Genomic DNA, 12,698 nt, shown 5'->3' on the forward strand with positions numbered 1-12,698 from the left:
AGATGTCTGCGCCCAATCGGTTCGGTTTCCTCCTCAATCCGGTCAGCCATTCCTCTCTGCCGGATATTTCTTGCCCCTATGATTGTCCCGTTTCTTGTTGCAGGCAACCACTCGTTGAAAAAACTGTAGCATTGACAAATAAGTACACAAACACCTATTTTTGCACAGAATAAGTACAAATATGTACATATGGGGTGCGGCTTGCGGCAATATACGTGGGACGATCTGCAATATTTCCTGGCGGTGGCGCGGACCGGCCAGCTCACGACGGCAGCCCGCCGTCTGCGCACCAATCACGTCACTGTCTCCCGGCGGATCGACCGGCTGGAGGAGGCACTTTCGGCGCGTCTTTTCGAGCGGAATCCGCGCGGATACATCCTGACGGCACTCGGCGAGAAGCTGATTGAATCGGCTGAAATCATGGAGCGCGAAGCCGAGCGCTTTCAGAATGAAGCCTCCGGCGGAACGGTCTCGCTCAGCGGTGTCGTGCGCTTGAGCATTCTGGAGGGGATAGCCAATTTCTTTCTGGCGAACCGCCTGCCTGTCATGGCGCAGTCCTACCCCAGCCTTTCCGTTGAAATGGTGACGATCCAGCAGATTGTCTCGCTGTCGCGCCGCGAGGCGGATTTGTCGATCACGCTCAATCCGACCCGCACGGGCCCCTATCATCAGGAAAAACTGATGCCCTACCGCTTGTTCATCTATGGGGCGAAAGACTATCTCGCCCGGCATCCGGCGATCCGGCAACGCGCCGATCTCTCCGCTCACCGCTTCATCGGCTATATCGAGGATATGATTTTCACGCCCGGGCTCGACTATATGCGCGAGATTCTTCCCGGCTTGCGGCCGGCCTACCAGAGCTCAAGCATTTTTGCCCAGTTGAGCGCCGCCCGCTCGGGTTTCGGCCTTTGCATCCTGCCCTACTTCATTGCCTACAATTATCCGGAACTGGTGCCGGTGCTGCCAAAGGAAATGCACCTCAATCGCGATTACTGGCTGATCTGCCATGAGGACATCGTCAACACGCCGCGCATCCGCGTGCTCAGCGATTTCATCAGCTCGGAGGTCGGCAGCCAGACGGCGATTTTTGGCGGCTATCCCCTGCTTGATTGAAAGCGGGCAGCAGACAGGCGCGGGGCGATGTTTGCCAGACCATCCGGCAAGGATTGCTGGCGGATGAGCTTGGCAGCAAGCTGCGATAGCGCCGGTGCAGTCTGGATACCATATCCTCCCTGTCCGGCAAGCCAGAAGAACCCGTCGAGTTCCGCGTCAAATCCTGCAACGGGTGTGCGGTCCGGCGCGAAGGTGCGCAGCCCGGCCCAACTCCGTTCGACACGGTTGACCGGTATCGTGACCGCCTGTTCATAGCGGTAGAGGCCTTCGGCGAGGATCATGTCGTCCACATAGGCGTCATGCGGTTCCACCGGGGTCTCATCACCGGGCGAGACGAACAATCGTCCGCCGTCAGGCTTGAGGTACCAGCTCTCATTGGCATCGTCGACCACCGGCCAGCTTCGCGTGTCGTATCCCTCCGGCGCGGGCAGCACGGCGACCGAGCGGCGCAAGGGGGTAAACCCGAGCGGCTTGCCGCCGAAAATGCCTGCGATGACATCGGCCCATGCGCCGGAAGCGTTGATGACCGTAGGGGCGCGGAATGTCTGACCCGGTGTCTCGACCAGCCAAAAGCCGTTCGCCCGGTTCGCGCGGATGACTTCGCATGACGTGCGAAGTTCGGCACCAAGGCCCGTCGCCTTGCGCAGCCAGCCCTGATGCAGGGCATTCACGTCGATGTCCTGTGCTTCAGCCTGATAGCAGACCGCCTTGATGTGATCGCGGTTGAGGATCGGCACCATTTCCACGGCCCGGTCTACGCTGATCTCCTCGACATTGACGCCGTTTTTGATCATGTCCTCGCAGCTTGCAATGCCTGTTTCATCGGCGATGGTGAGGGCACCACGGGGTGTCAGCAGCGGTTCGGCAAACAGGTTCGTGTCACGCTGCATGAACATGGGGGCGCTGAAATGATTGAGCGCGCGAATGACATCGTTGCCGTAATTGGGGAGGAATATGGCGACCGAGCGTCCCGTCGAATGGTAGGCCGGCTGGCTCTCCCGTTCGAGTATGATGACCTTGTGCGTATGGGCAAGCTCGGCGGCTACGCCAACGCCGGCAATGCCGGCGCCGATGATGAGAATGTCGGTGTCGATGATGTCGGTCATATCCGCGTCAGGTCTTTCAGATAGGGATTGCTGTCAATCGATGCTGCAAAGGCGTGCCGGTCGATGTCGGCAAAAACCAGGTGTTCATTGGCGTCCGTGCAGGCAGCGACGAGGCTGCCATCCGGCGCGGCTATACGGGAGAGGCCGGCAAAAGTGAAGCGTTCGTCGCTGCCGGCGTGATTGACATAGGCGACAAATATCTGGTTTTCGAACGCGCGTACCTGAATCATATGCGCGGCGATGAATTCTCCGGATGGGCCCGCGGGAAGCGCCGTCGGCACGAGGATCATCTGTGCTCCCGCCTGCGCCAGGCGGCGGACATTCTCCGGAAATTCCACATCGTAGCAGATCAGCATGCCCAGTTTCAGCCCGGCAAGCGGGACAATGCAGCTGGCCGGTTTTGCCGGGGTAAACAGGGCCCGCTCATAATCGCCAAAGAGATGCGATTTCCTGTAGATGGCAGGCTGGGTATCGCCGCAGACAAAGGCTGCACTATTGTAGATGTGATCGCCATCCCGTTCGGCAAAGCCCGCGATGATGGCTATGGCGTTGGCCTTGGATATGGCCTGCAACCGATCGATCTGTCTGCCATTGGCCGGCTCTGCCAATGCCGTGATCGTCTCTCCCGCACCGTAACCGGTCAGGGCGAGTTCCGGGGCGACCAGCAGGTCGGCACCAGCTTTGGCGGCAGCTTTTGCGGCTTGCTCGATGCGTGTCAGATTGGCGCTGACATCGCCGCAAGCCGCCTGCATCTGGAGTGCTGCCATCCGCATCATTTGTCATCCGTGGCCATGGCACCAAGCAGCTTGGGCAGGTCGCCGAATTTTGCAACCAGCGAGAAGATCACGGCGGCGGTGGCGACGAAGAGAATGGTCACCGAGGCCATGGTCGGCGTATAGCCGTAGCGCAGTGCATTGAAAATCTTGATGGGGAGCGTTTCCAGCGTAAAGCCGACGGTCATGTAGGCAACGATATATTCGTTGAGCGACAGCACGAAAGCGAAGGCATAGCCGGAAACCAGATAGGGCAGGATCAGCGGCAGGATGACCGTGCGGAAAATGGTGCGGTCACTCGCGCCCATGGTGGCCGCAGCCTCGACGAAGGAGCGGTCTATGGATGAAAACCCGAGCGACAGGGTCACCAGCGGCAGGGTGACGAAGAAGATCGCGTGGCCGATGACAGCGGTCCATGGCTGACCATAGAAGCCGGTGGTGGCCCAGAATGTCAGAAGGCCGAGCGCGGTGATGACCGGCGGCAGCGTGAACGGCGCAATGCCGAGGACCTGAAAGATGTTGGCCCACGGTGCAATGCGCCGCCACAGGAACCATGCAAGCGGCAGCGCAATCAGCACGGCCAAAGCCGCCGACGTGGTAGCGAGGACGACCGAGGCAACAAGAGCACTGCGCCATTCCGGATTGAGGAAGATTTCGCCGTACCAGGCCAGCGAAAAGCCCTGCGGCGGAAAGGCAAGCGTCTGCTTCGCGTTGACCGACACGCCGGCAACCACGATGAGCGGAAGGGCGAGAAACAGCCCGACGAGGAAGAAATAAAGGCGTCTGAGGGTGGTCATCATGCCTTTTCTCCCTTGCGCCCGATCAGCAATGTCAGGGCCACCAGACCAAGCGTCACAAGCACCAGAAACACGGCCATGGCCGCCGCAAACGGCATGTTGGATTGGTAGATCGCCTGATCGGTGATGAGGACGGAGAGCGTCCAGTGCTGCGGCCTGCCAAGAATCTGCGGCAGCAGATACGAGCCCAGCGCGAAGATGAACACCATGATCAGCGTCGCCATGATCGTGTTGCGCAGCGCTGGCACAAGCACATTGAAGAAGGCGCGCACCGGCGACGAGCCCAATGTCCGCGCCGCCTCCATCAGGGTGGGATCGAGCCGGACAAGGGCGGGGTAAAGGACAAGCACCGTATAGGGAAGCGCCTGATAGACCATGCCCGTCAGCACGGCGCCAAAGCTCGGCGACAGGGCGACGGCCTGTTTCATCAACCCCAGTTGGACAAGAATGTTGGTGATCCCCGCCGTGCGCGAAAACAGGGTGGACCAGGCAAAGCCGATGATGACTTCCGACAGCGACAGTACGGAGAGCAGCGCCACGAGCCAGATCACCTGCAACCGGCGCGGCAGCTTCGACAGGAGATAGGTGAAGGGCAGGGCAAGGACAACGCAGCAGATGGCGACGGTGACCGCCAGCATCAGCGAGAAGCCGAGGACGCCGCCGAAAAAGACGCTGAGAAAGCGCTCGTAGTTGGAGAAGACGAAGGCAGGCGTATAGAAGCCGCCCTGCTGGCGCTGGAAAAAACTCACAGCGATCATGGTGCCGAACGGCACCACGAAAAACACCAGCAGCATGCCTGCGGGGAAAAACAGCGGCCCGTAATCGGCTATGGATTGGGGGGCTTCGCGCTTCATTGTTTCAGCACCACGCAGACATCGGGGGCGAGCACGATGCCGACCTGTTGTCCGGCTGTCACCTCAGGCCGGGCACGCGGCGTCGAGACGGCGACGATCTGCTTGCCGCCCGCTTCGATGAAAGTCTCTATGGTGCCGCCAAGATCGCGCACGAAGGTCACGGTGCCGTTGATGGCGCCATTGCCCGGCGCCGTCAGGTGCACATCTTCCGGCCGCACGGAAATCGTTGCTTTCTGCAGGCCTGCAGGCAGGACGAGACCGGGCACGCTGTGCCCGAAGATGGTGGCGGCGCCCGAACTGTCGGCCGTCGTTTCGATGAGATTTGTCGAGCCGATGAAGTCGGCGACAAACGTATCGGCGGGCTTGCGGTAGATTTCGATCGGCGAGGCGGCCTGGCGGATATGGCCGCCATTCATGACGACCACCGTATCGGCCATGGTCATGGCTTCGCGCTGGTCGTGCGTCACCACGATGGTGGTGATGCCGAGCTTCTGCTGCAGCTGCCGCAGCTCCACCTGCATCGCTTCACGCAGCTTTGCATCGAGCGCCGAGAGCGGCTCGTCGAGCAGGAACAGTTTGGGCGAAAGCGCCAAAGCGCGGGCGATGGCCACACGCTGGCGCTGGCCGCCGGACAGTTTCGAAACGGGCCGGTCGCCGTAGCCGGGCAGGTGGATCAGGGCCAGCAACTCATCGACGCGCTTTTTCTGGTCTTCGCGGCCTTTGCCGCGAATGCGCAGGGGATAGGCGATGTTTTCGCCCACGCTCAAATGCGGGAACAGGGCCAGCGACTGGAACACCATGCCCAGATTGCGCTTGTGGGTCGGGACCTTGGTGATGTCTTCGCCGTCGAGAAGGATGGAACCGCCGGTCGGGTCGTCGAGCCCGGCAATCATCCGCAGAAGCGTGGTCTTGCCGCAGCCCGATGGCCCGAGCATGCACACAAACGTGCCGTGCGGCACGGAAAGCTGCACATTCTCCACGGCGGTAAATGTACCAAATTGCTTGGTTACACCGTTCAATACCAGTCCGGACATCGAGCCCTCGTTTCATTCGTCGTCGTTAAAAAGAAACCCGGTTCGCAATAGGCCGGGTTTCACCTTTGTACAATCCGGCAGGCTGCCGCCGGTTCCGGAAAGCGTATCCGCAACCGGCGGCAAAGGCGATCAGCCAACGATCAACTCGGTCCATTTCTGGTTGAGGAAGTCGGCCTTGGTCGTCAGCAGGTCGTAGCGCGGCAGGATCGGTTCGATATCCGACGATACAGCCGCGAACTCCTTTTCATTCAGGTCGAGCAGTTCGCGCTTGACCGTCGGAGCCGTGCCCACCTTGCGGGACAGGGTCGCCTGAATGGCCGGCTGGCTCATGTAATTGATGAAGATATGCGCTTCGTCGATCTTCTTTGACGCGCGCGACACCGCCCAGCAGCCTGAATCCTGGATGCCGCCTTCCTTCGGGAAGGTGGAGCGGACAGGATGCCCCTCGGACGCTGCCAGGCCGGTAACGTCGTGATAATACTGGCCCATCGGGATTTCGCCGGATTTCAGCGCCTGTTCGAACTGCGCTTCGTCGCGGTACCACAGCCGGACATTCGGCTTCACTTCGGCCAGCTTGTCGAAGACCTTGAGGATACCTTCCTCCGTATCGAGGGCATTGGTGCCGCCGAAGAAGGTTTTTGCCGTCACTTCCAGAAGGAACGAGTTGGAAACGAGGGCAAGCAGGCCGAGTTTGTCGGCGTTTGCCGGATCCCAGAAGGCCTGCCAGGATGTCGGCGCTTCCTTGTAGACATCGGTGTTGGTCACGAGCGTGATATACCATGCCACCGCGCCGATACCGGCGATGCGCCCATCGGGATACTTGTTGATGAAACGGTCGAGCAGGTTCTTCGCGTTTGGCAGTTTCGCCGTGTCAAGCGGCGTCCAGAGTTCGGTCGACTGGCCCTTGATCATGGCAACCTGCGACATCATCGAAATATCGGCGGGGGCAGCACCGGCCTTGGCAGCCTGTTCAAGCTGAACCAGCCAGGCTTCGCCCGTCGGTTCTGCGACGGATTCAACGGCAATGCCGGTTGCCTTGGTGAATTCGGGGAAAATGTTCTTGTCGAACGAATTCTTGAAGTAGCCGCCATAGACGCCGATTTTCAGGGACTTGTCCTGTGCGCGCAGCACGGACGGCATGGCAAGCATTGCGGTGCCCAAAGCCCCGGCAGCCAGCACGGTGCGCCGGTTGACGGCTGTTTTGATAATTGTATCCATAATCCGATCTCCTTCTTGTTGGCCAGTTTCTGGCTGATTCCCACTCTTTTACCAACACTGCGCGCGCTCTAGCGCTGTGCGGTACGAAGTTCCAGTTTCTTAGTGTAGCGCGTCAGCGGATAGCACAGAACAAAATAGATCAGTGCCACCAGCCCATAGACGGTGAAAGGTTCGAAAGTTGCATTGTTGATGGCGTTCGAAGTCCTGACCAGTTCTTCAAATCCGATGATCGACGTCAGAGCCGTGCTCTTGATCAGCTGCACGAGAAAACCGACTGTCGGTGCGCGTGTTATGGCAAAGGCCTGCGGCAGGATGACCAGCCGCAACTGTGCGAAGTAATGCAGGCCAAGACTGCTGCCGGCGTCCCATTGTCCGTTCGGCAGCGATTGCACGCCGCCCCGCCAGATTTCGGCGAGGAATGCACTGGCGCAAAGCGTCAGACCCAGCACTGCGGCCGTCCAGGCTTCGATGCGGAAGCCGAGCAGCGGCAGGCCGAAGAACAGCAGAAACAGCTGCATCAGCAGCGGTGTTCCCTGAAACAGGCCGATGTAATATTGGGCGCTGCGGCGCAGCCAGTTGCGTTTCGAGATACGTGCCAGAAGGATAGCCACGCCGACGACGGCACCACCGGTAAAAGCGACGATGGAAAGCAATACTGTCCAGCGGGCCGCCAGCAGCAGATTGCGCGCTATGTCCCAGAAGGTGAACTCAATCATGTCATGCCTCCGGCAATCGATCGGCGTCCGGCCGCATAGAGCAGCCTGCGCAGGGCGATACTGAGCCCGAGATAGACCAGGGTCACGATGAAATAGGTTTCGAAAGCGCGGAAGGTACGCGCCTGAAGCATGTCGGCCTCGTAGGTCAACTCCCGCACGGCGATCTGCGAAACCACGGCGGATTCCAGCATCATGATAACGATCTGGCTGGTCAGGGCAGGGAAGATAACCTTCAGCGCCTGAGGCAGTATGATCTTGATGAAGATGATCCTCGGGCGAAGGCCAAGCGCCTTCGCTGCTTCCGTCTGTCCCTTGTGAACGGCATCCAGCCCGGCGGCAACGATCTCCGTGCTGTAGGCCGCCATGTTCAGGGTCATGGCAAGGATCGCTGCCGCCACGGGGTCAAGGCGGATGCCGAGGCGCGGCAGGCCGAAAAAGATGAAGAACAGCTGCACCAGAAACGGTGTGTTGCGGATGAGTTCGACGTATCCGGCAACCAGCTTGCGCAGGATCGCATGGCGGCTGCGGCGCCCGATGGCGCCGAAGATGCTGAGCAATGTGCCAGCGATTGAGGTCACGGCGATCAGAAAGACCGTCATGGCCGCACCGCTGGCAATCATGCCGAGCGCATCGTTCAACCAGCCGAAATCGAGCGCATAGCCCACAGGTCAATCCTTGAGATTGGCAGGATTGAGCGGTGTCTTCAGCCAGGCCTCGGAACTCTTGTTCAGCGAGCCATCCGCCAGCATCTTCGCGACGGCATCGTTGACAGCCTGCTTGAGACGATCCTCTTTCTTGTTCAGGGCGATATGCGAGGGAGACGTCAGAAGCTGGAATTTCTGTTCCGGTGCAAGGGCTTCCTGCCGCGCGAGCACCTGCGCGCCCACGTCGTTGCCCACCACCATGAGCTGCGTCTGACCGGAGATGAAGGCCTGGATAACGGCGTTGTAATTGTCGAAGCGCTTCACATCGGCCGAAGCCGGTGCCGCCGCAGTCAGGGATGTATCTTCCAGCGTGCCGCGATTGACGGCAATGCTCTTTCCGGCAAGATCGTCCTTGTTCTTGATCTCAAGCGCCTTCGGCCCGATCACCGCGATGTAGTACGGCGCGTAAGGCGCGGCGAAATCGAGGACCTGTTCGCGTTCCTTGCTGTAGCCGACGCTCATCAGCAGGTCGACGCGATGTTCCGTGAGGTAGGGAATGCGGTTCTGGCCGGTAACGCTGACAGTCTTGAGCTTGACCTTCAATGCGTCGGCAAGAGCCTGGGCCACGTCGATATCGTAACCCTTCAGGGTCATGTCGGCGCTTGCCGACGAGAAAGGCGGGAAGTCGGCAAAGACACCGACATTGATAACGCCGGCTTTGGTGATGTCGTCGATGGCATCGGCGCGCGCCGCCGTTGCCGACATGGCGATGGTTGCACCAACCAGCAGCAGCGCGGCAAAGGATGATTTGAGCGTGGTTTTGAATGTCATGGCAGTCCCCTTCTTGTTATTATGTGACGGCGCGGAATCGTTTCGCCGCACCGTTTGTTGGTCTGTTGATGCGTGTCAGTCGCGTTTTCCTGCAACGAACGGGCTGAACACCATCAGGCTCAGGATTTCGAACAGCACCTGTGCGCCCGCATGGGCGGTGTTGGTGGTCGCGTCATATTGCGGTGCCACTTCCACCACGTCGCCGCCCACCAGGTTGATGCCCTTGAGGCCGCGGATCAGTTCGAGCACTTCGCGGGTGGTCAGGCCGCCCACCTCGGGCGTACCGGTGCCCGGCGCAAAGCTCGGATCAACACTGTCGATGTCGAACGACAGATAGGTCGGACCGTCGCCGACGATCTTGCGGGCCTTCTCGATGATGGCGGGCATACCAAGGCCGGTTACCTCTTCCGCATGGATGACGGTCATGCCGGATTCGTACGAGAATTCCCACAGATATTCCGCCGAGCCGCGAATGCCGATCTGGACCGTGCGGGTCGGATCGAGGACCCCGTCGAGTACCGCATTGCGGAATGGCCCGCCATGATGGAACTTCGTCTGGTCGAAGGCGCCGCCGGTATCGCAGTGGGCATCGATATGGATCATGCCGACCGGACGCTTCTTGCCGACGGCCTTGAGAATCGGATGGGTGATCGAATGATCGCCGCCGACGGCAAGCGGCACCACGCCGGCGTCGACGATCTGGTTGAACCGGCGCTCGATATCGTCATGGCTCTGTTCCAGCCGGTAGCGGCTGGCAAAGGGCACGTCACCGATATCGGCAACGCGCAGGTCAAAAACGGGCGCGCAGCCGAGCACATGGTTGTACGGTCCGATGCGTTCGATGGTGCGCACGGCGCGCGGACCGAAGCGCGAGCCGGGACGGTTGGTGACGCCAAGGTCCATCGGAACGCCGACAATGGCGACCTGCAGATTGCCGAAATCCGGTGTCGCTGCATCGACCGGCATATAGGGTGCGGTGAGGAATGTCGGAATGCCCGCATAGGGTGCAAGCCGCGTGCCACTCTTGGAGAAAATCTTGTCCGCAACCTTGCGGAAGGTTGGATCGAACAGCTCGCCGCCATGGCTTTCGCCATACTTGGCCCGCAGATCGCTCAGCTTCTTCTCATCCCATGATGTCATGACACTATCCCGTTCTCTGAAAGCTCGGGGGAAACGCGGGAGGGATTGCCCTTGCGAGGGTTGTCCGATGTGATCCGCTTCTGTCAGTTCCCCTGGGCTTTTCGCCTTTGTTGGCCACATTATCGATGCAAAGGCGATGGAAAAGCAATTGACATTGTTGTAGGGATTAGTGTGAGAAAATCTCACATGACAAATCCGAATTTGATGTCTATTGGAGTCTCCCATGACGCTTGGCCGGTTGCCTCCATTGAATCCCCTGCGCGCCTTCGAAGCGACGGCGCGGCACGGTTCCGTGACCGCCGCTGCCCGCGAACTCAACGTGACCCACGGTGCCATCAGCCACCAGATCAAGGCATTGGAAGCAACGCTCGATGTGCAATTGTTCGAGCGCGGTGCGCAGCGGCTGAAACTGACGGCGCAGGGGGCATTGCTGCTGCCGACCATTTCCAAGGCATTCGAGGATATTGCGACGGCAACGGCCCTGATGAAGCGCCCGACGACCAAAGGCGAATTGACGGTGACCTGCGTGCCGGCACTTCTGTCGCTCTGGCTCATTCCGCGCATGAACCAGTTCACCGAACAATATCCCGATATCCGGCTGACACTGATTGCCACCAATGAAGCGCATCATCTCCAGTCGCCGGATGTGGATGTCTGCGTGCTCTACGGCGATGGCAAATGGTCGGACTGCTGGTCACGTTTGTGGAGCACGCTGAAGCTCTTTCCTGTGGCCAGCCCGACGCTGCTCAACAGCCGTCCGCTGCGCTCGGTCCGCGACCTGCGCAACCATGTGCTCCTGCATGGCGATGACGGGCGCGAATGGAACACCTGGCTGGCAGCCGCCGATGCCACGGATATTGCGCGGGGTGCCCAGCATTTCATGAGCGATGCGCGGCTCTCGACGGAGGCTGCGCTTTACGGGCAGGGCGTTTCGCTTGGCGATACGATCACGGCAAGCAACCTGATCGCCAAGGGTGAACTCATCGTTCCCTTCGACCTGACCGTGCCCGCCAATGACGCATTCCATGTCGCCTGCCGCAACGAGGTGCGCAATGCGCCCATCGTCAAGGTGTTCATCGACTGGTTCTTCGCATCGCTGGAAACCGATACCATCACGGAACCGCAGACCTCGGCCCGTCGGATCATCCGGCGGCGCAATGGCAAGATCAGTGCGCCCGAGCGCGCGGCGGCACCGCCATCCACTCCCACAACACGAGCCAAAAGGCCTGACCGCACGCAGAAGCGGCGTGCCAAGGCCGATACCCGATAGGACGATCATCCATGACTGCTGCTGTGCTGAACCCGCTCGTCACCCGCCTGTCTCCCCCGCCTATTCCGGCCGTGCAGGCCTGGGGCCGGGCCTATGCCGGCGGACATGGTCCCTTGATCGACCTGTCGCAGGCGGTTCCCGGCTATCCGCCGCATCCGGACATGCTGCGCTGGCTGGGCGAGGCGGCGTCTTCTGTCGCCTATGCCAATTACGGGCCGATCGAGGGCGAAACGGTTCTGCGCGATGCCTATGCCGCGCATGTGTCGGCACTTTATGGCGCTGGAATCAGCGGCCGGAACATCCACATCACATCGGGCTGCAACCAGGCCTTCATCTGCGCCGCCATGGTCGTGGCCGCCGCGGGCGAAACGGTGCTTGTCACCGATCCCTTTTATTTCAACCATGAAACCACGCTGTCGATGCTCGGTATCAAGACGGGGTTTGTCGCCTGCGGTCCGGCAGACGGTTTCGTGCCGACAGTGGAGGCGGTGGAAAAAGCGCTGGTGCCGGGCGTGCGTGCCCTGGCGCTGGTCACCCCGAACAATCCGACCGGCGCGGTGTATTCACCCGAGCGGCTCAAGGCGATATTTGCGGTCTGCAGGAAGCATGGCATCTGGCTCATTCTGGACGAAACCTACCGCGACTTTCTGGCCGATGGCTCCGGCGCACCGCATGGTCTTTTCAATGAAAGCGGCTGGGAAGACAACCTCATCCAGCTCTACAGCTTTTCCAAATCCTTCTGCATTCCCGGACACCGGCTGGGGGCGGTAACAGCGGGTGAAACCGTTGTCACGGAAATTGCCAAGATCATGGACAATCTGCAGATCTGCGCGCCGCGCGCACCGCAGATTGCCGTAGCGCATGCGCTTCCCGCATTGAGTGACTGGCGCGCCGCCAACCGGCTGGAAATTGAAACCCGTGCCCAGGCCCTGCGTGAGACCATGTCCGGTCTTGGCGGCTGGAAGCTCGAAGCCGTCGGTGCGTACTTCGCGTTTGTCCGCCACCCCTTCCCGGGCAAGACCTCGGTCGAAGTGGCCGAACAATTGGCCAGACAGGCGGGCATACTGGCCATTCCCGGTGAATATTTCGGCGCCGGGCACACGCAGTTCCTGCGCTTTGCCTTTGCCAATGCGGATTCGGCGACAATCCGGCAGCTGCGTGGCCGCATGGTCGATTTCAGCATCTGACAACAGGGGCTGGCG

Annotated in this window: 13 protein-coding genes; 3 read left to right on the forward strand and 10 right to left on the reverse strand. The window is 60.3% G+C overall.

Annotation, left to right across the window (positions count from 1 at the left end):
- Positions 1–201 precede the first annotated feature (201 nt).
- Positions 202–1,113: a LysR family transcriptional regulator gene (locus tag ACIQWS_RS18040; protein ID WP_403182305.1), complete on the forward strand. Its 912-nt coding sequence runs from the start codon at positions 202–204 to the stop codon at positions 1,111–1,113.
- On the opposite strand, the gene ACIQWS_RS18045 is transcribed toward ACIQWS_RS18040, so the two are convergent.
- The 10 genes from ACIQWS_RS18045 to speB all read right to left on the reverse strand — a co-directional run bounded on the left by ACIQWS_RS18045 (position 1,095) and on the right by speB (position 10,226).
- Positions 1,095–2,219, reverse strand: coding sequence for an FAD-binding oxidoreductase (locus ACIQWS_RS18045; protein ID WP_346306044.1), 1,125 nt, complete (start codon positions 2,217–2,219; stop codon positions 1,095–1,097). The two genes, ACIQWS_RS18040 and ACIQWS_RS18045, sit on opposite strands and share 19 nt — an antisense overlap.
- Positions 2,216–2,995 carry a carbon-nitrogen hydrolase family protein gene (locus ACIQWS_RS18050; protein WP_403182309.1) on the reverse strand — a complete coding sequence of 260 codons (780 nt, stop codon included), beginning with the start codon at positions 2,993–2,995 and terminating at the stop codon, positions 2,216–2,218. Before ACIQWS_RS18050 ends, ACIQWS_RS18045 begins: the two co-directional genes overlap by 4 nt.
- Positions 2,992–3,792, reverse strand: a complete 801-nt coding sequence (locus ACIQWS_RS18055; RefSeq protein WP_403182312.1) for an ABC transporter permease — start codon at positions 3,790–3,792, stop codon at positions 2,992–2,994. The genes ACIQWS_RS18050 and ACIQWS_RS18055 overlap by 4 nt, the downstream gene beginning before the upstream one ends.
- On the reverse strand, positions 3,789–4,643 hold the full coding sequence (locus ACIQWS_RS18060; RefSeq protein ID WP_288192218.1) for an ABC transporter permease: 855 nt from the start codon (positions 4,641–4,643) through the stop codon (positions 3,789–3,791). The genes ACIQWS_RS18055 and ACIQWS_RS18060 overlap by 4 nt, the downstream gene beginning before the upstream one ends.
- Positions 4,640–5,677: an ABC transporter ATP-binding protein gene (locus tag ACIQWS_RS18065; protein WP_403182320.1), complete on the reverse strand. Its 1,038-nt coding sequence runs from the start codon at positions 5,675–5,677 to the stop codon at positions 4,640–4,642. Before ACIQWS_RS18065 ends, ACIQWS_RS18060 begins: the two co-directional genes overlap by 4 nt.
- 129 nt (positions 5,678–5,806) lie before the next feature.
- On the reverse strand, positions 5,807–6,895 hold the full coding sequence (locus tag ACIQWS_RS18070) for a PotD/PotF family extracellular solute-binding protein (protein WP_403182323.1): 1,089 nt from the start codon (positions 6,893–6,895) through the stop codon (positions 5,807–5,809).
- Positions 6,896–6,963: 68 nt separating this feature from the next.
- Positions 6,964–7,611: an amino acid ABC transporter permease gene (locus ACIQWS_RS18075; RefSeq protein WP_403182326.1), complete on the reverse strand. Its 648-nt coding sequence runs from the start codon at positions 7,609–7,611 to the stop codon at positions 6,964–6,966.
- A complete protein-coding gene (locus tag ACIQWS_RS18080; RefSeq protein ID WP_403182329.1) occupies positions 7,608–8,276 on the reverse strand; it encodes an amino acid ABC transporter permease in 669 nt (222 codons plus the stop codon). Before ACIQWS_RS18080 ends, ACIQWS_RS18075 begins: the two co-directional genes overlap by 4 nt.
- A 3-nt stretch (positions 8,277–8,279) precedes the next feature.
- Positions 8,280–9,086 carry a transporter substrate-binding domain-containing protein gene (locus ACIQWS_RS18085; RefSeq protein WP_403182333.1) on the reverse strand — a complete coding sequence of 269 codons (807 nt, stop codon included), beginning with the start codon at positions 9,084–9,086 and terminating at the stop codon, positions 8,280–8,282.
- A gap of 75 nt (positions 9,087–9,161) precedes the next feature.
- Entirely contained in the window at positions 9,162–10,226 is a 1,065-nt protein-coding gene (gene speB, locus ACIQWS_RS18090; protein WP_403182336.1) for an agmatinase, read from the reverse strand.
- Positions 10,227–10,449: 223 nt separating this feature from the next.
- On the opposite strand from speB, the gene ACIQWS_RS18095 reads away from it, so the two are divergent.
- Together ACIQWS_RS18095 and ACIQWS_RS18100 are read left to right on the forward strand one after the other, a co-directional pair.
- Complete coding sequence (locus tag ACIQWS_RS18095) at positions 10,450–11,496, forward strand: LysR substrate-binding domain-containing protein (protein WP_403182338.1); 1,047 nt, start codon at positions 10,450–10,452, stop codon at positions 11,494–11,496.
- A gap of 11 nt (positions 11,497–11,507) precedes the next feature.
- Positions 11,508–12,683, forward strand: coding sequence for an aminotransferase (locus ACIQWS_RS18100; RefSeq protein ID WP_403182342.1), 1,176 nt, complete (start codon positions 11,508–11,510; stop codon positions 12,681–12,683).
- Positions 12,684–12,698: the final 15 nt, after the last annotated feature.

Origin of the sequence: Phyllobacterium sp. NPDC097923 (assembly GCF_044760925.1) — a bacterium.
Classification (GTDB): Bacteria; Pseudomonadota; Alphaproteobacteria; order Rhizobiales; family Rhizobiaceae; genus Phyllobacterium; species Phyllobacterium calauticae.

Excerpts from the sequence above, each read along its gene's own strand:
- ACIQWS_RS18055 (WP_403182312.1), bottom strand. The coding sequence starts at position 3,792 with ATGATGACCACCCTCAGACGCCTTTATTTCTTCCTCGTCGGGCTGTTT.
- ACIQWS_RS18070 (WP_403182323.1), bottom strand. The coding sequence starts at position 6,895 with ATGGATACAATTATCAAAACAGCCGTCAACCGGCGCACCGTGCTGGCT.
- ACIQWS_RS18100 (WP_403182342.1), top strand. The coding sequence starts at position 11,508 with ATGACTGCTGCTGTGCTGAACCCGCTCGTCACCCGCCTGTCTCCCCCG.
- ACIQWS_RS18095 (WP_403182338.1), top strand. The coding sequence starts at position 10,450 with ATGACGCTTGGCCGGTTGCCTCCATTGAATCCCCTGCGCGCCTTCGAA.
- ACIQWS_RS18060 (WP_288192218.1), bottom strand. The coding sequence starts at position 4,643 with ATGAAGCGCGAAGCCCCCCAATCCATAGCCGATTACGGGCCGCTGTTT.
- speB (WP_403182336.1), bottom strand. The coding sequence starts at position 10,226 with ATGACATCATGGGATGAGAAGAAGCTGAGCGATCTGCGGGCCAAGTAT.
- ACIQWS_RS18075 (WP_403182326.1), bottom strand. The coding sequence starts at position 7,611 with ATGATTGAGTTCACCTTCTGGGACATAGCGCGCAATCTGCTGCTGGCG.
- ACIQWS_RS18085 (WP_403182333.1), bottom strand. The coding sequence starts at position 9,086 with ATGACATTCAAAACCACGCTCAAATCATCCTTTGCCGCGCTGCTGCTG.
- ACIQWS_RS18045 (WP_346306044.1), bottom strand. The coding sequence starts at position 2,219 with ATGACCGACATCATCGACACCGACATTCTCATCATCGGCGCCGGCATT.
- ACIQWS_RS18050 (WP_403182309.1), bottom strand. The coding sequence starts at position 2,995 with ATGATGCGGATGGCAGCACTCCAGATGCAGGCGGCTTGCGGCGATGTC.
- ACIQWS_RS18065 (WP_403182320.1), bottom strand. The coding sequence starts at position 5,677 with ATGTCCGGACTGGTATTGAACGGTGTAACCAAGCAATTTGGTACATTT.